We start from the raw sequence: 21,044 nt of genomic DNA, 5'->3' as shown, positions 1-21,044 counted from the left end.
GGGCTTCCCTTAATTGTCGGATGGCGCTTCGCTTATCCGACCTACGAATGGCTTTAACTGTTGGACGGCGCTTCGCTTATCCGACCTACGAATGGCTTTAACTGTCGGATGGCGCTTCGCTTATCCGACCTACGGTTGGTTTTAACTGTCGGATGGCGCTTCGCTTATCCGACCTACGAATGGCTTTAACTGTCGGACGGCGCTTCGCTTATCCAACTTACGAATGGCTTTAACTGTTGGATGGCGCTTCGCTTATCCGACCTACGGTTGGTTTTAACTGTCGGATGGCGCTGCGCTTATCCGACCTACGGTTGGTTTTAACTGTCGGGCGGCGCTTCGCTTATCCGACCTACGGTTGGTTTTAACTGTCGGATGGCGCTTCGCTTATCCGACCTACGATTGGCTTTTAATGTCGGGCGGTTTTGTAGGGTGGATAAGCGAAGCGCCATCCACCGCCGGTGTTTTATTTCGCGGCGGCGGTGCGCCACTCTTTAATGTACTCGAGGCGTTTTTTTGGCTGCAGGTACTCAAGCAGGCTTTCGTCAACCGGAATCGGCTTGAGCGCGTTGCCGAACATTTTGGTCATGCCGTCGATATCGTTTTTGCCTTCGATATCGTTGCGAATTGAGGGGATATCCGCCTGATTTGCCAGAATGCTCTGGCCTTTTTCAGACAGCACGTAGTCCAGCCACAGCCTCGCGGCGTTGCCGTTCTGCGCCTGCTGGCTGATGAACGAAACGCGTGACAGCACGAGGGTGTAATCTTTCGGATAAGAGATGCCGAGCGAAGGATCGGTTTTAGCGCGCGCTTCGGCGTAGGAACCGAGGATATTAAAGCCAATCAGGTTTTCGCCAGACGACACGCGCTCCATCATGGTGCCGGTCGAGGACTGAACCGCCAGGCCGCCTTTAGCGACGTCGGCGAGCGTTTTAAAATAGTCAGGATCGGCCTTCGAATCCTGCACGGAAAGCATGAAGCCGAGTCCCGACTTTTCGATATCGTAGGTGGTGACTTTTTTGCTGAATTTGTCGGGCTGGCTGGAAATGAGTTTTGCCAGCGCGGTGTGGGAATCGGGGACTTCGCCTGCCGGGATCTGGCGCTTGTTATAGATAAACACCACCGGCTCGTAGGTTGTGCCGTAGGCCTTGTCCTTCCACACCGCCCATTTCGGCAGCTGGCCCTGCTCGGGGGATTTATATTCCTGCGCGTAGTCGACGGAGAGCTTGAGGCCCGTGTCCATCGACGAACTCCACACCACGTCGCCGCTGGTGCCGCCCGCCGCCTGTTCGCTGATATAACGGTTGTACAGCTCGGTGCTGTTCATGTCGTTATATTCAACCTTAATGCCGGGGTAGGCGGCCTCAAATCCCTGAATCAGCGGGCCTGCGGCCTTGGTATCCGTGGTTGAATAAATGACGACCTTGCCTTCTTTGGTCGCGGCGTCGACGATTTTTTGATAGTCGGCCGGGTAGCCCTGGGGTAACGCGGACAGGACGGAAGCCGACATCAGCACGGCGGTAGAGAGCAGAGAAAGATTTAATTTATTTAACATTATTATTGACCTTTAGTTTTACCGTGGTAACTAAAAATCAACATAGCGTGTCGCGTCGGCCAGACAATAGGGGCATCTTTTTAACTTCTGGATTTGTGATTCGCGGCTTTTTTTGGGCAATTAACACCATTAACACCACGAGACGACAGCCTAGCGCACGGCAGATTTCTTGCGGTACAGCCGCCGGGGATGGCCGATATTGCCGTACTGCATCTCGATGCCGATAAAACCCATCTCCACGCAGTATTCCAGATACCGGCGGCACGTCGTTTTGCTGATGCCGACCTCTTCCACAACCTGCTCAACGGACCAGTTCGCGTCCGGTCTGTCCGTGAAAATGCGCTGCACCTTATCCAGGGTGTTAGGCTCAATGCCTTTGGTAGAGGGCGAGGGCGGCGTATTGATCGTGGGTAGATTGTAGAGCCGGTCGAGCGCGCTTTGGTCGACAACCGTCACCTGGCGCAGGGTTTTGGCCAGCTGCATAAAACGCTCAAGCGAACTGCGCAGGCGATGAAACGACACCGGCTTGATGATGTAGTCGAACGCGCCGCTGCGCATGGCCTGGCTACAGGTCTGCATATCGCTCGCCGCGGTGATAAATATCACCGAACAATCGCAGTTTTTGAGCTGGGATGAGGCGATCAGCTCCACGCCCTGGCCGTCGGGCAGGAAGTTGTCGAGCAGCACCAGATGCGGCTGATGCCGCTCAATCAGCGCGCGCGCCTGCTCAATCGTCCCGGCAATGCCCACCACGCGCAGCCGAAAGTTTTGCTCGATGAAATCGCGGTGTAATCCGGCGAGATAGGGTTCGTCTTCCACGATGACGACATCAAAAAGCGTTCTATTATTCATGCTGTTGTCCTGCTGGCTCGTCTGGCAAGAAGGGAATAAAAACGGAAAAAATGGTGCCCTGCGGCCGGTTGTCGGCGACTTCGATGCTGCCCCCGGCCTGGCGCACGTAGCCCGCCACCAGGTACAGGCCAATGCCGTGATCGGACCCGGCCAGATCCCCGCCGTCCGTGGGCTTGCTGGTCACGCCCTGTTCGAAGATGTGCGGCTTTAGCGCATCGTTCACGCCGCATCCCCGGTCGGCCACTTCGATAAGCAGCTCCTGGTTTCTGTCGGAAATATAAAGTTCTACGGGAGCCGACGCCCGTGCGCTGAGGGTGGCATCCACGGCGTTATCCAGCAGATTGCCGATCACCGACAGCAGCGCCGTTTCGCTGATAGCGCGCGGGATTTGCGCCAGCTGGCAGGCGGGGTCGAAAGCCAGCTCAATGCCTTTTTCCCGCGCGCTAACGTATTTCCCCAGCAGCAGGCCGCACAGCGCGGGCGAGGTCACGTGGGCGGAAACAAAATCCAGCACCGACTGCGCGCCTTCGGACTGGGCCTGAATATAGCGCATCGCGTCGTCGTAGCGTTTCATCTGCAGCAGCCCCGCAAGCGTCGCCGTCCAGTTCAGCTGTTCGTGGCGCATGATGCGCAGGTTATCCGCGTAGCGCTTCACCTGGCTCAGCTGGCTGCTCAGGGTATTGATGTCGTTTTTATCGCGGAAGCTGAAAACCCATCCGCTTTCGGCATCGGGCTCAAGCTCGATCGGCACGCGGTTCACGATCACCTGCCGCTGGTTGAGCACGATTATCCTGTCGTGATGGCGGCGGCTTTCAGCCGTACCGGCCTCGCTAAAAAAGGCCGGTGGCAGTTGGATAACGTCCGTCAGCGGTTTGCCGAGCATCTCGTTTTCGGGGTGGTGAATATCCAGCAGATCCCGCGCGGCGTGGTTGATTAAAATCAGCTGCCTGTCGGCGTTAATGGCAAACACCCCTTCATACATCGCCTCGAGCAGCGCCTTCTGCTGGCGTACCAGCATCGCGATGTCTCTCGGCTCCAGCCAGAACATCTGCCTTTTTACGTTGCGGGTGAACATCCAGGAAAAAATAAACAGCAGCAACAGCAGCAGCAGACCGTACAGCGTCGCCTGCCAGAGCAGACGGGCGTTGATATTGGCGATATAAGAGGTGAGGTAGCCGATGGAAACGATGCCGATCACCTGATTATCGGCATCAAGTATCGGTGCCTTGCTGCGCAAAGAAACGCCGATACCGCCCAGGCGTTGGGAAATAATGGTCTTCCCCTGTAACACCTCGGCGTTATCGCCGCCAATCATCGGCAGATAAAGGCGTTCGGGGGATTCGGAGTGATAGAGGTGGCGCTCATTCACATCGCCAATCACAAAATAGCTGGCATCGCTTTGGTTGCGCAGCGGCTGAATCAGGCGCGCAATGCCTGGAACATCCCTGGCCGCGACCTTATCCGCCAGTCCCGGCATCAGCGCGATTTCACTGGCCTGCACGCGGGCGCGCTGCCCCAGATCGCGGTGAAGCTGGCGGTTGATAACATGATATAAAATGCCGCCCAGCAGCGCCAGCAGCAGGCACGAGAATCCTACCAGCGACAAAAAAAGCTTTACCTGAAACGGCAGTCTGCGGTTCATACCTTCCGTACCGGAAATAACAAAAAATTAACATTTGTGCAGACTAGCACGGCATTATCGGACGGGTAATAGACCCGTTGCAGAGTTGTGAAGTGGCTAAAGCCTTGGCGTTTTTGACGTGCAGCCTGAACACGGGTTTTAGCGGCGTGCGGATTTTACACTAAGCCTAAGTCAAACAATAAAAATCCATATCGGCAATTGTTGAATATATACACAAAAAGTATGTGTGATGATTTTTTGCCTTTATTTTTATCGAATTGCGGACGATATTTCGCCTTTTGTGCCTGCGCATAATTGAAACCTGCATCACAAAACCATCCGGTGCAGCAGTATCATCCATCTCTTCGCCCCTTTTCACCTGACGGGCACGGCGCAAGATCTCCTACCGTATGGGCAACCCATACTTTCCATAAAGGCAGGAGTTGTACGATGTCTTATGTCAGTGATGCCCCACAGATCCAGAGCTCGCACGAGCGCAAAGTTCGCCGTATGAACATGTTTGTTTCGGTCTCTGCCGCCGTGGCCGGGCTGCTCTTTGGGCTGGATATCGGCGTGATTGCCGGTGCCCTGCCTTTTCTGACCGATCACTTTTCGCTGACCAGCCGCGCGCAGGAGTGGGTGGTGAGCAGCATGATGCTGGGGGCCGCCATGGGCGCGCTGTTTAACGGCTGGCTGTCGCATCGTCTTGGTCGAAAATACAGCCTGCTGGTCGGCGCGATACTGTTTATCGCCGGTTCGCTTGGCTCGGCCTTTGCGACCAACCTCGAAATTCTTCTCTTTGCCCGCGTGATTTTAGGCGTCGCCGTCGGCATTGCCTCGTACACGGCGCCTTTATATCTGTCTGAAATGGCGGCGGAAAACGTGCGCGGCAAGATGATCAGCATGTATCAGCTGATGGTGACGCTGGGCATCGTGCTGGCGTTTTTATCCGACACCGCGTTCAGCTACAGCGGCAACTGGCGGGCAATGCTGGGGATACTGGCGCTCCCGGCGGTGGCTTTGCTGGCGATGGTGATTTTCCTGCCTAATAGCCCGCGCTGGCTGGCCGCGAAAGGGCAGCATGTCAAAGCAGAAGAAGTGCTGCGCATGCTGCGCGACACCTCGGAAAAGGCGCGTGAAGAGCTGAACGAAATTCGTGAAAGCCTGAAGGTCAAGCAGGGCGGCTGGTCGCTATTCAAAACCAACCGCAACGTCAGGCGCGCGGTGTTTCTCGGCATGCTGTTGCAGGCGATGCAGCAGTTCACCGGCATGAACATCATCATGTACTACGCGCCGAAGATCTTCGAAATGGCCGGGTTCAGCTCCACGCATGACCAAATGATTGCCACGGTCGTCGTTGGCTTAACCTTCATGTTTGCCACCTTCATTGCCGTGTTTACGGTCGATAAAAACGGCAGAAAGCCCGCGCTGAAAATCGGTTTTACCGTTATGGCGCTGGGTACGCTGGTGCTGGGCTACTGCCTGATGCAGGTGGAAAACGGCGCGAGCTCGGCCGGTTTATCCTGGCTGTCCGTCGGCATGACGATGATGTGCATCGCGGGCTACGCCATGAGCGCCGCACCCGTGGTGTGGATTCTGTGCTCCGAAATTCAGCCGCTGAAATGCCGCGATTTCGGGGTCACCTGTTCAACCACCACCAACTGGGTGTCGAACATGATCATCGGCGCAACCTTCCTGACGCTGCTGGATAACGTTGGGGCCGCCTCCACCTTCTGGATCTATACCGCGCTGAACCTGCTGTTCGTGGGCGTTACCTACTGGCTCATTCCGGAAACCAAGAACGTCACGCTTGAGCACATCGAGAAAAAGCTGATGTCGGGGGAAAAGCTTCGCAACATTGGGATTTAAGCTAAAGGCGGGTCAAACCCGCCTTTAGCCGTTACTTCTGATAGCGCGGAGCGGGCTGGCCGGTTCGCGCTGCGGCAAAGATCTCCAGCCGCGCGGCCTCGTAGGTATCCCACAACGTCACGTCATGCAGCGGCGGAATAGTTACCGCTTCCCCCTGATCCAAACCCGCCAGCGACGCGTCCACCATGTGCTCGGCGGTCATTACCGAGTCGGCAGGCAGCGAATCCACAGGCACCCCGGAAATACCCCAAATCTCGGTGGCCGTCGCCGCTGGCAGCACGGCCTGAATGCGCACGTGGGTTCCGGCGAACTCTTCCTGCAATCCGCGAGTAAAGTTCAGCACGTAGGCCTTGGTGCCGCTGTAAACGGCGCTTCCCGCGCGAGCGTGAAGGGCGAGAACGGAAGCGATGTTAATCAGCGTGCCCCCGTCACGAGCCTGGAACTGGCCCAGCGCGGCGAGGCTCAGGCGGGTTAACGAGGTAATGTTCAGCGCGATATCGGCCTGATGCAGCCCGGCGCTGCCGGAGATAAACGGCGCCATGTGGGCGGTTCCAGCGTTGTTGACCAGCACGCCGATTCGCTCGTTGCTTTGCAGCACGTCCTCGACGGCGCGAATGCCCGCGTCATCCCCTAGATCCGCGCGTAGCGTGCTGACCGCAACGCCATACTCGGCTTCAAATTTTCTCGCCAGCGCCTGAAGGCGATCTTCGCGACGCGCGACCAGCAGAAGGTCATAGCCGCGTGCGGCAAAACGATCGGCGTAGACCGCGCCAATGCCTGAAGACGCGCCGGTGATCAGTGCTACAGAACGGGATGTGGACATGGGGCATACCTCTAAAATGGCTGTGGGTTGGTGGTTTAATAATGAAACCAAATTAACGATAGTGAGAAAGGTTTTATTATGCAACCACTATGGGCGATTTTTTTTGCTTTTGTCGCCGGGCAGAAGGGAAGTTTAAATCGGGTGACGGCAGCAGCCGGAGCCACTGCCTTGAATTTTAAAGCGCAATCTCAGGGATGAGTGCGCTGCAGCGGTAGAATTTCATCTGCGGCCAGCTCGCGACCGTCCTGCGCCTGCGGCACCAGCTTGCGCAAAGGCTGGCGCTGGCGGGAATCCACCAGCACGCTGCACTGCTCTGCGCATTCGTACAGGTGCTCGCCGCCCCATTGTGACAGGGCGACCAGCACGGTTTGCAGCGCGCGGCCCTTATCCGTCAGCACGTATTCGTTCCATGCCGAGCCGTCGGCGGCGGGGCGCACCTCAAGAATTCCCTGTTCAACCAGCTGTTTCAGACGCTGGGTCAGCATGTTTTTGGCGATGCCGAGGTTTTTCTGGAATTCACCGAAGCGGGTCAGGCCGTTGAGCGCGTCGCGCACGATCAGCAGCGACCACCAGTCGCCGATGACGTCCAGCGTGCGGGCGACGGAACAGACGCTGTTCTCCATGCTTTTTCGTTTCATACGGCCTCCGGTTAACGATAATAGTTTAATTATAAAACTTATCGGCCGGGCGCGCCAACCCGCAATCCACCGTTTTGCGATCCCGTTACCGGGCGGGCGGCTTTTTTTCTGCCAAACTGTACGACGGCACTTTTGCTGCAATAACCTCTTGAGGAATAAGGAATGAATAAAAAAATCGTCGCCTCATTACTGGCCGTGGCCTGTTTTGCTCCGGGAATGGCGAATGCCGAAGCCGCTCCGGATGGGTATCAGCTTGAGCAGGTTCTGCTGATGAGCCGCCACAACCTGCGCGCGCCGCTGGCGAACAACGGCAGCGTGCTGGAACAGTCGACCGCGCAATCATGGCCTGAATGGGACGTGCCGGGCGGGCAGCTCACCACCAAAGGTGGCGTGCTGGAAGTGTACATGGGTCATTACATGCGTGAATGGCTGGCCGAGCAGGGGCTGGTGAAAAGCGGGGAGTGCCCAACGCCGCAAAGCGTTTATGCCTACGCCAACAGCCTGCAGCGCACCGTGGCGACCGCCCAGTTCTTTATCACCGGGGCGTTCCCCGGCTGCGACGTGCCCGTACACCATCAGGAAAAAATGGGCACCATGGACCCAACCTTCAACCCGGTCATCACCAACGACTCGCCGGAGTTCCAGCAGGCGGCGGTGAAGGCGATGGAGGCCCAGCGCGAGCACTACAAGCTTGAGGACAGCTACAAGCTGCTCGAGCAGGTCACCGACTTTAAGGATTCGCCAACCTGCAAAGAAAAACAGCAGTGTGACCTCACCGCTGCGAAGGACAAGTTTACCGCTAACGCCAAGGAAGAGCCGGGCGTGAGCGGCCCGCTGAAGGTCGGCAACTCGCTGGTGGACGCTTTCACGTTGCAGTATTACGAAGGATTCCCGCTTGACCAGGTTGCCTGGGGCCAAATCAAAACCGACCAGCAGTGGCGCGTGCTGTCACAGCTGAAAAACGGCTATCAGGACACGCTGTTCACCTCACCTGAAGTAGCGCGCAACGTCGCCGCACCGCTGGTGAAATACATCCAGAAGGCGCTGGCGGGTGGCGAAGCGAAGGGGCCGAAAATCACCCTGCTGGTTGGGCATGACTCCAACATTGCTTCGCTGCTGACCGCGATGGATTTCAAGGATTATCAGCTGCCGGAGCAAAACGAGCGCACGCCAATCGGCGGCAAAATCATGTTCCAGCGCTGGCACGACGCCAACAACAACCGCGAGCTGATGAAGGTGGAATACGTCTATCAGAGCAGCGAGCAGCTGCGCAACGGCGAAGTGCTGAGCCTGCAACAGCCGCCAAAACGCGTCACGCTGCAGCTTAACGGCTGCCCGACGGATGCGAACGGTTTTTGTCCGTGGGATAAATTCACCGAGGTGTTGAATAAGACGGTGGCAGAGAAGTAATTCACTGTGAAAGTCGGGTGGCGCTTCGCTTACCCGACCTATATTTGTCTGAATTGTAGGGTGGATAAGCGAAAGCACCATCCACCTGAAAGAACTAACCCCGCGGCATCGCGGGGTTTTTCACGCTAAACGTTTTTACGTTCGATGGTCTGTTCGCCCCAAAACAGCGAATCTTTATCCGTTTTCTCAAACGCCTTCAGCAGCACTTCATCGCTGCCTTCTTCCCAAATTTTCTCGGCGAGCTTTTCGTCGTACTTCGCCACTTCGAAAATAGCTTCCGCTATTTCAGGAGAAGTGTTGCGGAGGCTCGCCCATTCCCCGACGTGATGCGCTTTGGATTCTTGAGTTGGCATAGGCTTCTCCTTTCATTAATCGAATTGTTATTAACCGTGTCGTTATTAACCGTGCAGCTTGACCGCCAGGCCCGCTACGTATTCACCCTGATAGCGAGCGATGGACAGCTCCTCATTGCTCGGCTGGCGTGAACCGTCGGCACCGGCAATCGTTGTGGCACCGTACGGCGTGCCGCCGCGTACCTGAGAAACATCGAACAGCTCCTGCGCCGCATAGCCGATCGGCACAATGACCATCCCATGATGTGCAAGCGTAGTCCAGGTGGAGGAAATCGTGTGTTCCTGCCCGCCGCCGGTGCCGGTTGAGCTAAACACGCTGGCAAGCTTGCCGTAAAGCCCGCCGGACGCCCACAGGCCACCGGTCTGGTCGAGGAAGGTGCGCATTTGCCCGGACATGTTGCCGAAGCGGGTTGGGGTACCGAATATAATGGCGTCGTACTCTGCCAGCTCCTGCGGCGTGGCCTGCGGGGCATTTTGCGTCTTGCCGCCCGCTTTCAGGAAGGCTTCGGCCGACATGGTTTCGGGCACGCGTTTCACCGTGACTTCCACACCATCAACCTTCTGAGCGCCTTCTGCCACGGCGTGAGCCATGGTTTCGATATGTCCATACATGGAATAATAGAGCACCAGTACTTTTGCCATCTTTCTTCACTCCTCAAAGAACTGCAGCGTTTTGCAGCGGTACTTTAAAGATATGCCCTGTGCCGCAGAGTGCAAACCAGACTGCCTTTTCATTGATGCACCACAATCTTCCGGCAAAGCGCCGAAATGTAGCATTAGGTCACATTTTCAGAAGGTGATTATTTCGCCAAAAATAAGAATATCTTATGGGTTACGCCGTTTAAAAATTCAGTCTTTCCGGCGATTACATGTTGCGAAATATTACCGTTTACTGGTCAATTGGCCTCACTACACTAAGCTTAGTTCCACGCGGCAACGATGACGGCACAAGCCTCAGGCCGCGCGGTGAAAGAATCTCTCTTTTACTGAATGCAGAATGATGACTTAATAATTTCACCAATCTGGAGGTTAGAAATGGCAAACCATCGTGGTGGTTCAGGTAATTTCGCTGAAGACCGTGAAAGAGCATCAGAAGCAGGTCGTAAAGGTGGCCAGCACAGCGGCGGGAACTTTAAAAATGACCCGCAGCGCGCCTCTGAAGCAGGCCAAAAAGGGGGCAAAAACAGCCATGGCAGCAGTAGCGGTAACGGTAATAAAAGTAAGTAGCCTAAGCTAAAAGCGATTAGTCACCTGGTTTCACATCACGGCTGATTGCCCGTCCCGACCGCCGGACCTTTCCGGCGGTTTTTTATTTTCTCGCCCCCATTGCGCCCCCCGCTAACCGATCGCACTATAGTCGCCTCTCTTATTCATCCTCTGAATTCATGCTGGTAACGTCATGTCCGCATTGCTGCGCCGCTACGCCTTTTCCGTCAAACCTCAGGAAGCGATACTCATCCTGATTACCATGTTCTGGGGCGGAACCTTCCTTGCCGTGCAGTACGCGATGACCATGAGCGGGCCGTTCTTTTTCGTCGGCCTGCGTTTTGCGACAGCCGCCCTGGCCGTCGGGCTGCTGTCGCTGAAATCCCTGCGCGGGCTGACATGGCTTGAAGTGAAGGCGGGCGTGGCGATTGGGGTGTCAATCGCCATTGGCTACAGCATGCAGACCTGGGGGCTGCAAACCATTCCCAGCAGCAAATCCGCTTTTATCACCGCGATGTACGTTCCGCTGGTGCCGGTTTTGCAATGGGTTTGCCTGGGTAAAATGCCTGGGCTGATGTCGTGGATAGGCGTGGCGCTGGCGTTTGTGGGGCTGATATTTCTGGCCGGGCCGGAGGGCACGTCGCTTACGCTTGGCGCGGGCGAAATTATCACGCTGATAAGCGCCCTGGCGATTGCCGCCGAAATCATCATGATAAGCCTGTGGGCCGGGAAGGTGGACATCAAGCGCGTTACGGTCGTTCAGCTGGCAACCGCGTCGGTCGTGGCCTTTGCGACGATGGTGCCAGCCGGGGAGAGCGTTCCGCCGTTCAGCACGGGGCTGGTGGTCATCGCCCTCGGGCTTGGCATTTTCAGCGCTATTATTCAGGTGACGATGAACTGGGCGCAGCGCAGCGTTTCCCCGACCCGCGCCACGGTGATTTACACCGGCGAGCCGGTTTGGGCAGGCGTTTTCGGGCGTATTGCGGGGGAGCGTTTGCCGATGCTGGCGCTGCTCGGCGGCGCGCTGATCGTGCTTGGCGTACTGGTCAGCGAATTGAAGTTAAAGCGCAAGAAAGTTCAGGCGCGGGCGGTGACGGAAAACGATATATCGCAGCAGGGCTCCTGAAGCTGCCGCATTGGCGTAAAAATCCAGCACTCCCACGCGTACAAAGTTCAAATATATCGTTGAAAACATACGATTAAGCTATGCTTGAGGAATATCTTAGTAGGGGGTTCTCGCATGGCTGAAGGCGTATTACAAACCAAACAAACGGGGCGGCGATCGATCGCCGTAGCCGCCAAAAAACAGGCCATTCTGGCCGCAGGCCTGGAGTTCTTTTCTCAATACGGTATCCACGGCACCAGCCTTGAAAAGGTTGCCGAACGCGCCGAGGTGTCGAAAACCAACCTTCTCTATTATTACCCTTCAAAAGAAGCGCTCTATGTTGCGGTACTCAAGCAAATCCTCGATATCTGGCTCGCGCCGCTGCGCGCGTTCCGCGAGGATCTGGAGCCGCTGGTCGCCATCGGGGAATACATTCGCCTGAAGCTTGAAGTCTCGCGCGACTTTCCGCAGGCCTCGCGCCTGTTCTGCCTTGAAATGCTCCAGGGCGCGCCGCTGTTAAAAGAAGAGCTAACCGGCGACCTGAAAACCCTGGTTGAGGACAAGTCGGCGATTATCGCGGGCTGGGTGGCGAGCGGCAGGCTGGCGGCGGTCGATCCGCACCATCTGATCTTTATGCTGTGGGCCACCACGCAGCATTACGCGGACTTCGCAAGCCAGGTTGAGGCGGTGACGGGCAGCAGCTTGAGCAATGAGGACTTTTTCCGCCGCACGGTGGAAAACGTGCAGCGGATGATTATTGAAGGGATTCGGGTACGTTAATTTGGCTGGGGAGGGAAGACGCAGCTGACGTCGCCCTCTTCGCACTGAAGGGTGCTTTTCAGCAGTTCGGTGCGCTCGCGGGTTTTGTCCGCCATGCAGATGGCGTGAACCATCGGGTAGACCGAGCCGGTTTCCGCGCCCGAGCTTAGCAGCTCGCAGTCGGCATCACGAAAGGCAATCCACGCGTTTTGCGCCGCCTTGAGCTGCGTTTTCTGTTTGTCGTTTGCGCGCTTCATCACCTGCTGGTAGGTCTTATTCAGCTCGTCGTCCTGCTTTTTATATTCAGCGCCGTAGCACTGATTCATGTCCGCCTGCGAGGTAGCCGAGTCGCAGGCATCGGCCAGCGCGCCGGTGCTAAGCAGCAGGCCGCAAAGCGCGAGAATTAAGCGTTTTTTTATCACGATCAGATCCTTTTCGTAGGGGCGGGGAAAGCTCGCGCCACCCGCCGCAGTGGTTAAAAAGAGGGAGGCCGTTGGGCACTCCCTCATACCGAATCGAATTAACCTACGATAGCGAAGCCTTAGCCGATTGTCATCAGGCTGGCGTTGCCGCCCGCTGCGGCGGTGTTCACGCTCAGGGAACGCTCGACGTACAGACGTTCCAGCAGCAGGTTGGTTTCCTCCCGCGCAAAGCCCTGCACCGAAACAATCGCCCCTTCGCGAGCGGCCACTTTTTCGCACAGGCTGCGCAGCTGGTCGGAGTCGCCGTGGTAGATAACCGCGTCAAACCGCTGGCCGACGAGCGCTTCCGGTTTGGCAAAGTCGATCTTTTGCTGCACCACTGCCGGGAGCTGTTTCGCTAAATCACGATGGAGCCGATCGTCGGCCCACAGCGCGCGGCTGCCGACGCCGGTGACCGCCGACAGCTGAACCAGCGCATCCCGTTCGTTATCCGCCACGCAGAGCACGCGCTCGCGCGGCATCAGCGCGTAGGTGTTGCGCTCGCCCGTTGGCCCCGGCAGCTGGCGCAGCGTGCCGCTTTGGGCAAGCCGGGCGAAGCGTTCGCAGACGGCGTGGAGATCGCCACGGCTTGCCGCCCACTGCGTCAGCGCGCCGTGCGCTTCCTGAAGGTTAGCTTTTAACGTCGCGTCCACCGGCAGCTCGGCGTCGTGGCGGGTGAGGGTCGTTTGCAGCGCGCCTTCCGGGCGGTTAGCCAGCAGGCGATACAGATAAAGCGGGCCACCGGCCTTCGGCCCGGTTCCGGACAGGCCTTCGCCGCCGAACGGCTGTACGCCAACCACCGCGCCGACCATATTACGGTTCACGTACATGTTGCCGACGTGGGCGGAACCGGTCACTTGGGCAATGGTTTCGTCGATGCGGGTATGCACGCCGAGCGTCAGGCCGTAGCCCGCCGCGTTAATCTGCTCGATCAGAGACTCAAGGTTGTTACGGCTGTAGCGCACCACGTGCAGCACCGGCCCGAAGACCTCTTTTTGCATCTCGTCGAAGCTTTCCAGCTCGATAAGCGTTGGCGCGACGAAGGTGCCGCTTTGCCACTCTTTCATATCCTCGGCGTTTTCACGCGCGGCCTGGAAGATCTTGCGGCCTTTGCTGCGCATGGCCTGGATGTGCCGGTCAATATTCTCTTTTGCTTCGGCATCGATAACCGGGCCGATGTCCGTAGTCAGGCGGCCCGGGTTGCCCATGCGGCATTCCGCCATCGCGCCGCGCAGCATTTGCAGCGTGTGCTCGGCAACGTCATCCTGGATGCACAGCACGCGCAGGGCTGAACAGCGCTGGCCCGCGCTGTCGAAGGCGGAGGCCACCACGTCGACCACCACCTGTTCGGTCAGCGCCGACGAGTCGACGATCATCGCGTTCAGGCCGCCGGTTTCGGCGACGAGCGGCGTTGGGCGGCCCTGCGGGTCGAGGCGGTCGGCAATATTGCGTTGCAGCAGCGTTGCCACTTCCGTCGAGCCGGTAAACATGACGCCGCGCACGCGGGCGTCGCCGGTCAGTTGAGCACCGACCTTTTCGCCGCTGCCCGGCAGCAGCTGTAGCACGCCCGCAGGCACGCCTGCCTCAAGAAGGATTGCCACGCCCTGGGCTGCAATCAGCGGCGTTTGTTCGGCAGGCTTCGCCAGCACGCTGTTGCCCGCGGCCAGCGCGGCGGCAATTTGTCCGGTAAAGATCGCCAGCGGGAAGTTCCACGGGCTGATGCAGACCACCGGCCCCAGCGGGCGGTGCGTTTCGTTGTCAAAGTCGTCGCGCACCTGGCCCGCGTAGTAGCGCAGGAAATCGACCGCCTCGCGCACCTCGGCGATGGCGTTGCTGAAGGTTTTGCCCGCTTCACGCACCAGAATGCCGATCAGCTGCTGCATCTGGCCTTCCATGATGACGGCCGCGCGTTCGAGAATGGCGGCGCGCTCCTGCGGCGGCGTGGCAAACCAAATTGGCGCGTTGTTCACCGCGCTTTCCAGCGCGCGGGATACCTCGTCCTGGGTTGCTTCACGCATATAGCCGACGATGTCGTTGGGTTCCGCAGGGTTCTTCACCGGCACCATGTCGCCGGGATTCACGGCTTCTTCAAGGATCGGCAGCGCCTGCCATTTTTGCGCCGCGCTGTTGAGCAGGGCGGAAGAGAGCGAGGCAAGGCGGTGTTCGTTGGCGAGATCCAGGCCGCTGGAGTTGCTGCGGCCCGCGCCGTAGAGATCCTTCGGCAGCGCGATTTTCGGATGCGGCAGGCCAAGCTGGCCCTCTTTTCCGGCAAGCGCTTCGGTGGCGGTCACCGGGTCAGCAACCAGCTCGTCGAGCGGCAGCGTGGCGTCGGCGATACGGTTAACGAAGGAGGTGTTCGCGCCGTTTTCCAGCAGGCGGCGCACCAGGTAGGCGAGCAGCGTTTCGTGCGTGCCAACCGGGGCGTAAATTCGGCACGGGCGGTTGAGCTTGCCGTCGGCAATTTTCCCCACCACCTGGTCGTAAAGCGGCTCGCCCATGCCGTGCAGGCACTGGAATTCGTACTGGCCGGGGTAGTAGTTTTGCCCGGCGAGGTTGTAAATCGCCGCCAGCGTATGGGCGTTGTGGGTGGCGAACTGCGGATAAATCAGGTTCGGCACCGCCAGCAGCTTTTTCGCGCAGGCGAGATAGGAGATATCGGTGTACACCTTGCGGGTGTAGACCGGGTAGCCTTCCAGGCCGTCCATCTGGGCGCGCTTGATTTCGCTGTCCCAGTAGGCGCCTTTCACCAGGCGGATCATCAGGCGGCGACGGCTGCGGGTGGCGAGATCCACCAGGTAATCAATCACGAACGGGCAGCGTTTCTGGTAGGCCTGAATCACAAAGCCGATGCCGTTCCAGCCCGCCAGTTCCGGCTCGAAGCAGAGTTTTTCCAGCAGGTCGAGGGAGATTTCCAGGCGGTCGGCCTCTTCGGCGTCGATGTTAATGCCGATGTCGTACTGGCGGGCCAGCAGGGTCAGCGACTTCAGGCGCGGGTACAGTTCGTCCATCACGCGGTCGTACTGCGCGCGGCTGTAGCGCGGGTGCAGCGCGGAAAGCTTGATGGAAATCCCGGGCCCTTCATAAATCCCGCGGCCGTTGGAGGCTTTGCCGATGGCGTGGATCGCCTGCTGGTAGGAAACCATGTAGGCCTGAGCGTCGGCTGCGGTTAGCGCGGCTTCGCCGAGCATGTCGTAGGAGTAGCGGAAGCCTTTCTCTTCCAGCTTGCGGGCGTTGGCCAGCGCCTCGGCGATGGTTTCACCGGTAACAAACTGCTCGCCCATCAGGCGCATCGCCATGTCTACGCCTTTGCGGATCAGCGGCTCCCCGCTCTTGCCGATGATGCGGTTCAGCGAGTGGGAGAGGCTGGCTTCGTTATGCGTGGAGACCAGGCGGCCGGTAAACAGCAGACCCCAGGTGGCGGCGTTGACGAACAGCGACGGGCTGCGGCCAATGTGCGAGTGCCAGTTGCCGTTGCTGATTTTGTCGCGGATCAGCGCGTCGCGCGTGGCTTTGTCCGGAATGCGCAATAAAGCTTCTGCCAGGCACATCAGCGCCACGCCTTCCTGCGAGGAAAGCGAGAATTCCTGCAGCAAACCTTGTACCATGCCCGCCCGGCCGGAGGCGCTCTTCTGGTTGCGCAGTTTTTCGGCAAGCTGGTAGGCCAGTTTGTGGGTTTGTTCGGCGATAGGCGCAGGCAGGCGGGCCTGTTCCAGAATCATCGGCACGGCGTCGGTTTCCGGGCGACGCCAGGCGGCGGTAATCGCCGCGCGGCTGACGGACTGCGGCAGAATCTGCTCGGCAAAGTCGAGGAAAGGCTGGTGCGCTTCGTCGGCCACCGGGGCCGCTTCCTCGCTTTCGTTAGCCGCGCCCAGCAGCAGGGCGGGCAGCTCCGGCAGCTCGTCATTATTTTCCAGGCGTTCAAGGTAGCTGAAGATTGCCTGTTTGATAAGCCAGTGCGGGGTGCGGTCAATGCGCGTGGCCGCGTGCTTTATACGTTCGCGCGTCGCTTCGTCGAGCTTAACACCCATGGTAGTAGTGCCCATGCCGGTAACTCCTTGTCCCGTCATCCTTCGAGCCGCAGGATGTTGGCTACAGGAACTCACCCCGGTCACTTACTTAAGTAAGCTCCTGGGGATTCATTCCTTTGCCGTCTACCTGCAGCTCGAAGGATTTAGGGAATAAATAGTGGGTTAATAAAAGTTATGCGGCAATATCTATCATGTTGCAACTTTGTGCAACCTTGTTAAATGTGAGCCAGTTAACAGGCCGGGAAAAGAGTGAATTGTTAAAACTTAAATAAGAAAACGATCTGCCTGATTATTGGCGGACAGGGCCAATAAGCGGTCATAGTTAACACTTTTTTAAGGTGCAACCGCTAAAAGCGTGAGCAAGTGCAACCTACGTAGAAAAGCTATTTTTTGTGTGGTGAATTTCTTGTGAATGCCGTGTTAAAACACTTGTGATTGAAAATAGTTTCGGGCAGGGTTCAGGCGCGAAATAAAAGCCAATAACTAGCCGCGCCACGTTCCGGTGCGGCAATGCCGGGTGCAACCGGCAACATAATGGAGAATATGCATGACCATGAGTACACCGATGCTGGTGACTTTCCTTGTTTATATCTTTGGCATGATATTGATAGGGTTTATCGCCTGGCGCTCAACCAAAAACTTCGATGATTATATTCTTGGCGGCCGCAGCCTCGGCAGCCTGGTCACCGCGTTATCCGCCGGTGCATCCGATATGAGCGGCTGGCTATTAATGGGCTTGCCCGGCGCGATATTTATTTCCGGTATTTCTGAAAGCTGGATTGCGATTGGTTTAACCGTCGGCGCCTATATTAACTGGAAGCTGGTGGCGGGCCGTTTGCGCGTGCATACCGAAGTTAACAATAACGCCCTGACGCTGCCGGATTATTTCACCGGGCGCTTCGAAGATAAAAGCCGCCTGCTGCGCATTATCTCTGCGGTGGTTATTCTGCTGTTCTTCACTATTTATTGTGCGTCGGGCATTGTCGCCGGGGCGCGTCTTTTCGAAAGCACCTTCGGTATGAGCTACGAAACCGCCCTGTGGGCCGGTGCCGCAGCAACCATCATTTATACCTTTGTCGGTGGATTCCTGGCGGTAAGCTGGACCGACACCGTGCAGGCCAGCCTGATGATTTTCGCGCTGATTCTTACGCCGGTGATGGTGATTATGGCGGTCGGCGGCTTCGACGATTCGCTGGTGGTCATCAAGCAAAAAAGCATCGAGAACGTCGATATGCTGAAGGGCTTGAACTTTGTGGCCATCGTTTCGCTGATGGGCTGGGGGCTAGGCTACTTCGGGCAGCCGCACATTCTGGCGCGCTTTATGGCGGCAGATTCCCACCACACCATCGTCAACGCTCGCCGTATCAGCATGACGTGGATGATTCTCTGCCTGGCCGGTGCCTGCGCCGTGGGCTTCTTCGGCATCGCCTACTTTAGCGATAACCCGTCCCAGGCGGGCGCGGTGACCCAGAACGGCGAGCGCGTCTTCATCGAGCTTGCACAGCTGCTGTTTAACCCGTGGATTGCGGGCGTGCTGCTGTCGGCGATTCTGGCGGCGGTAATGTCGACGCTGAGCTGCCAGCTGCTGGTGTGTTCAAGCGCGATTACTGAAGATCTGTACAAAGCCTTCTTCCGCAAAAACGCGGGCCAAAAAGAGCTGGTGTGGGTAGGGCGCGCGATGGTGCTGGTGGTTGCGCTGATTGCGATAGCGCTTGCCGCGAATCCTGAAAACCGCGTGCTGGGACTTGTGAGCTACGCGTGGGCGGGCTTCGGCGCGGCGTTTGGCCCGGTTGTGCTATTCTCGGTTATGTGGTCACGCATGACGCGCAACGGCGCGCTGGCGGGCATGGTGATCGGCGCGGTGACGGTCATCGTCTGGAAGCAGTTCGCGTGGCTGGGCCTCTACGAAATCATTCCTGGCTTCGTGTTTGCCAGCATCGGGATCGTGGTAGTGAGCCTGCTTGGCAAGGCACCGTCTACCAGCATGCAGAAACGCTTTGCCGAAGCGGATGAGTTCTACCGTTCGGCTCCTCCGAGCAAGCTGCAGGCGGAGTAGCTTAACGCATAGGTCGGGGAGGCGAACGTCGGGTGGCGGCTTACGCCTTACCCGACCTACGAAAATGCGGCATCGTATGGCTCGTAGGGTGGATAAGCGATAGCGCCATCCACCGGAAAATGCCGACCCCATCGTTCTCAAGCTGGCAATGCCAGCTTTTTTTACATCTCGATATAATTCCCATCACAATCTTCTTGTATTTCCATTCACGGTAATGATAATCACTATCGTTCTTTTTTACTTTTCTTTACGTCATTTGACCAGATTTCACAATTGAGGTGTCAGGAATGTTTGTTCCGTTTCTCATCATGTTACGCGAAGGGCTGGAGGCGGCGCTGATCGTAAGCCTCATCGCCAGCTACCTAAAGCGCACCCAGCGCGGTCAATGGATTGGCGTAATGTGGATTGGCGTGGTGGCCGCCGCCGCCCTCTGCCTGGCACTAGGGATCTTCATCAACGAAACGACCGGCGAGTTCCCGCAAAAAGAGCAGGAGCTGTTCGAAGGCATCGTGGCGGTAGTCGCCGTGGTTATTCTCACCTGGATGGTGTTCTGGATGCGCAAGGTGTCGCGCAACGTCAAGGTTCAGCTTGAACAGGCGGTGGATAACGCCCTGCATAGCAAAGGCAGCCACGGCTGGGCGCTCATCCTGATGGTGTTTTTCGCGGTGGCGCGAGAAGGGCTTGAGTCGGTGTTCTTCCTGCTTGCGGCCTTTCAGCAGGACGTGGGCATCATGCCGCCGCTGGGCGCGATGCTGGGCCTGGCAACGGCGGTCGTGCTTGGCTTTATGATCTACTGGGGCGGCATTCGCCTGAATCTTGGTGCGTTTTTCAAATGGACCAGCCTGTTTATCCTGCTGGTTGCGGCAGGCCTTGCCGCGGGGGCGATTCGCGCCTTCCACGAGGCCGGGCTGTGGAACCATTTCCAGGACATCGCGTTCGATCTCAGCAACGTGCTTTCTACGCACTCCCTGACCGGGACGCTGCTGGAGGGGATCTTTGGCTATCAGGAAGCGCCAACCGTCAGCGAAGTGGCGATGTACTTTATCTATCTGATTCCGGCGCTGGTGCTGTTTGCCATGCCGCCGCGCCTGAACAATCAGGCGACGAATAGCGCTCGATAACATTATTGTGGCGGGCCTCCGCCACTTAGTTACAACATACTAATCTTTGTAAGGGATTGGCCATGACTCCACACTTCCGTGTTAAAGCTTTGCAACTCGCTTTGTTTGCCCTTATTTCCGCCGCTTCTGCCGCGCAGGCCGCCGATATTCCGCAGGTTAAAGTTACGGTCACCGATAAACAGTGTGAGCCGATGAATATCACCGTGAACGCCGGAAAAACCCAGTTCCTTATTCAGAACAACAGCCAGAAAGCGCTGGAGTGGGAGATCCTGAAAGGGGTGATGGTGGTGGAAGAGCGTGAAAACATCGCGCCAGGCTTCTCGCAAAAAATGACCGCCAACCTGCAGGCGGGCGAGTACGACATGACCTGCGGCCTGCTGAGCAACCCGAAAGGCAAGCTGATAGTTAAAGCGGCGGGCGACCAGGCGGCACCGAAAAACGATCTGATGGCGCTGAGCGGCCCTATTACCGAATACAAAGCCTACGTGACCGCAGAAGTGGCCGAGCTGGTCAAAGGCACTAAAGCCTTTACCGACGCGGTGAAGGCCGGGGATATCGAAAAGGCGAAAGCCCTGTACGCGCCGACGCGCCAGCACTACGAGCGTATCGAACCTATCGCCGAGCTGTTCTCTGACCTGGACGGCAGCATCGATGCCCGTGAAGACGACTATGAGCAGAAGGCGAACGATCCTAAATTCACCGGCTTCCACCGCCTGGAAAAAGCGCTGTTTGGCGACAACTCCACGAAGGGCATGGAAAAATACGCCGAGCAGCTGAACGCCGACGTGCTGGATCTGCAAACGCGCATCTCCGAGCTTGCCTTCCCGCCGAGCAAGGTTGTGGGCGGGGCCGCGGGCCTGATTGAAGAAGTGGCCGCCAGCAAAATCAGCGGTGAAGAAGACCGCTACAGCCACACCGACCTGTGGGACTTCCAGGCCAACGTCGACGGCGCGCAGAAAATCGTTAACCTGCTCCGCCCGCTTTTGAGCAAAGAGAACGCGCCGCTGCTGGCGAAGGTCGATGCCAACTTCAAGAAAGTCGACGCTATTCTCGCCAAGTACAAAACCAAAGACGGCTTTGAAACCTACGATAAGCTGACCGATGCCGACCGCAACGCGCTGAAAGGGCCGGTCACGGCGCTTGCTGAAGATCTGTCTCAGCTGCGCGGCGTGTTGGGCCTGGACTAAGTT

17 protein-coding genes are annotated in these 21,044 nt (G+C 57.7%); 8 read left to right on the top strand and 9 right to left on the bottom strand.

All coding sequences use genetic code 11. The features are described 5' to 3' along the window. Positions 1 to 463 precede the first annotated feature (463 nt). The 3 genes from ACSPHG_RS15120 to ACSPHG_RS15110 all read right to left on the bottom strand — a co-directional run bounded on the left by ACSPHG_RS15120 (position 464) and on the right by ACSPHG_RS15110 (position 4,046). Positions 464 to 1,552 carry an ABC transporter substrate-binding protein gene (locus ACSPHG_RS15120; protein WP_435954335.1) on the bottom strand — a complete coding sequence of 363 codons (1,089 nt, stop codon included), beginning with the start codon at positions 1,550 to 1,552 and terminating at the stop codon, positions 464 to 466. A gap of 150 nt (positions 1,553 to 1,702) precedes the next feature. Next, a complete protein-coding gene (locus ACSPHG_RS15115; protein ID WP_435954334.1) occupies positions 1,703 to 2,404 on the bottom strand; it encodes a response regulator in 702 nt (233 codons plus the stop codon). After that, a complete protein-coding gene (locus ACSPHG_RS15110) occupies positions 2,397 to 4,046 on the bottom strand; it encodes an ATP-binding protein (protein ID WP_435954333.1) in 1,650 nt (549 codons plus the stop codon). The genes ACSPHG_RS15115 and ACSPHG_RS15110 overlap by 8 nt, the downstream gene beginning before the upstream one ends. Before the next feature lie 429 nt (positions 4,047 to 4,475). Between ACSPHG_RS15110 and ACSPHG_RS15105 the strand changes: the two genes are divergently transcribed. Further along, the gene (locus tag ACSPHG_RS15105; protein WP_435954332.1) at positions 4,476 to 5,894 is read left to right on the top strand and encodes a sugar porter family MFS transporter; all 1,419 of its coding nucleotides are present in this window, start codon (positions 4,476 to 4,478) and stop codon (positions 5,892 to 5,894) included. 31 nt (positions 5,895 to 5,925) lie between these two features. Here the strand turns inward: ACSPHG_RS15105 and ACSPHG_RS15100 are convergent, their stop codons facing one another. Both ACSPHG_RS15100 and ACSPHG_RS15095 read right to left on the bottom strand, forming a co-directional pair. Next, positions 5,926 to 6,717 (bottom strand): SDR family NAD(P)-dependent oxidoreductase, encoded by a 792-nt coding sequence (locus ACSPHG_RS15100; RefSeq protein WP_435954331.1) that lies wholly within the window; start codon positions 6,715 to 6,717, stop codon positions 5,926 to 5,928. A 188-nt stretch (positions 6,718 to 6,905) separates the two neighbouring features. After that, on the bottom strand, positions 6,906 to 7,355 hold the full coding sequence (locus tag ACSPHG_RS15095; protein WP_435954330.1) for a winged helix-turn-helix transcriptional regulator: 450 nt from the start codon (positions 7,353 to 7,355) through the stop codon (positions 6,906 to 6,908). Between the two features lie 162 nt (positions 7,356 to 7,517). Here ACSPHG_RS15095 and agp point away from each other — a divergent pair, with 162 nt between their 5' ends. Then, on the top strand, positions 7,518 to 8,765 hold the full coding sequence (gene agp, locus ACSPHG_RS15090) for a bifunctional glucose-1-phosphatase/inositol phosphatase (protein WP_435954329.1): 1,248 nt from the start codon (positions 7,518 to 7,520) through the stop codon (positions 8,763 to 8,765). A 125-nt stretch (positions 8,766 to 8,890) separates the two neighbouring features. Here agp and ACSPHG_RS15085 read toward each other — a convergent pair whose 3' ends face one another. Both ACSPHG_RS15085 and wrbA read right to left on the bottom strand, forming a co-directional pair. After that, positions 8,891 to 9,118 carry a YccJ family protein gene (locus tag ACSPHG_RS15085; RefSeq protein ID WP_121267343.1) on the bottom strand — a complete coding sequence of 76 codons (228 nt, stop codon included), beginning with the start codon at positions 9,116 to 9,118 and terminating at the stop codon, positions 8,891 to 8,893. A 45-nt stretch (positions 9,119 to 9,163) separates the two neighbouring features. After that, the gene (gene wrbA / locus ACSPHG_RS15080) at positions 9,164 to 9,760 is read right to left on the bottom strand and encodes an NAD(P)H:quinone oxidoreductase (RefSeq protein WP_435954328.1); all 597 of its coding nucleotides are present in this window, start codon (positions 9,758 to 9,760) and stop codon (positions 9,164 to 9,166) included. A gap of 393 nt (positions 9,761 to 10,153) precedes the next feature. On the opposite strand from wrbA, the gene ACSPHG_RS15075 reads away from it, so the two are divergent. The 3 genes from ACSPHG_RS15075 to rutR all read left to right on the top strand — a co-directional run bounded on the left by ACSPHG_RS15075 (position 10,154) and on the right by rutR (position 12,209). Beyond that, positions 10,154 to 10,345, top strand: coding sequence for a con-10 family general stress protein (locus tag ACSPHG_RS15075; protein ID WP_435954327.1), 192 nt, complete (start codon positions 10,154 to 10,156; stop codon positions 10,343 to 10,345). Positions 10,346 to 10,517: 172 nt separating this feature from the next. Then, on the top strand, positions 10,518 to 11,450 hold the full coding sequence (locus tag ACSPHG_RS15070) for a DMT family transporter (protein ID WP_435954326.1): 933 nt from the start codon (positions 10,518 to 10,520) through the stop codon (positions 11,448 to 11,450). Between the two features lie 114 nt (positions 11,451 to 11,564). Next, on the top strand, positions 11,565 to 12,209 hold the full coding sequence (gene rutR, locus ACSPHG_RS15065) for an HTH-type transcriptional regulator RutR (RefSeq protein WP_435954325.1): 645 nt from the start codon (positions 11,565 to 11,567) through the stop codon (positions 12,207 to 12,209). On the opposite strand, the gene ACSPHG_RS15060 is transcribed toward rutR, so the two are convergent. Both ACSPHG_RS15060 and putA read right to left on the bottom strand, forming a co-directional pair. After that, positions 12,206 to 12,610 (bottom strand): lysozyme inhibitor LprI family protein, encoded by a 405-nt coding sequence (locus ACSPHG_RS15060; protein ID WP_435954324.1) that lies wholly within the window; start codon positions 12,608 to 12,610, stop codon positions 12,206 to 12,208. The two genes, rutR and ACSPHG_RS15060, sit on opposite strands and share 4 nt — an antisense overlap. A 119-nt stretch (positions 12,611 to 12,729) precedes the next feature. Further along, positions 12,730 to 16,692: a trifunctional transcriptional regulator/proline dehydrogenase/L-glutamate gamma-semialdehyde dehydrogenase gene (putA, locus tag ACSPHG_RS15055; RefSeq protein WP_435954323.1), complete on the bottom strand. Its 3,963-nt coding sequence runs from the start codon at positions 16,690 to 16,692 to the stop codon at positions 12,730 to 12,732. A 532-nt stretch (positions 16,693 to 17,224) separates the two neighbouring features. On the opposite strand from putA, the gene putP reads away from it, so the two are divergent. From putP to efeO, 3 genes are all read left to right on the top strand, one after another. Next, a complete protein-coding gene (putP, locus tag ACSPHG_RS15050; RefSeq protein WP_435954322.1) occupies positions 17,225 to 18,733 on the top strand; it encodes a sodium/proline symporter PutP in 1,509 nt (502 codons plus the stop codon). Between the two features lie 287 nt (positions 18,734 to 19,020). Further along, complete coding sequence (efeU, locus tag ACSPHG_RS15045) at positions 19,021 to 19,854, top strand: iron uptake transporter permease EfeU (RefSeq protein ID WP_435954321.1); 834 nt, start codon at positions 19,021 to 19,023, stop codon at positions 19,852 to 19,854. 62 nt (positions 19,855 to 19,916) lie between these two features. Further along, the gene (gene efeO, locus ACSPHG_RS15040; protein ID WP_435954320.1) at positions 19,917 to 21,041 is read left to right on the top strand and encodes an iron uptake system protein EfeO; all 1,125 of its coding nucleotides are present in this window, start codon (positions 19,917 to 19,919) and stop codon (positions 21,039 to 21,041) included. The last annotated feature ends 3 nt before the right edge of the window (positions 21,042 to 21,044 follow it).

The organism is Dryocola baronae (genome assembly GCF_051297175.1).
Taxonomy (GTDB): Bacteria; Pseudomonadota; Gammaproteobacteria; order Enterobacterales; family Enterobacteriaceae; genus Dryocola.
This window is presented reverse-complemented; position numbering and strand designations above follow the sequence as displayed.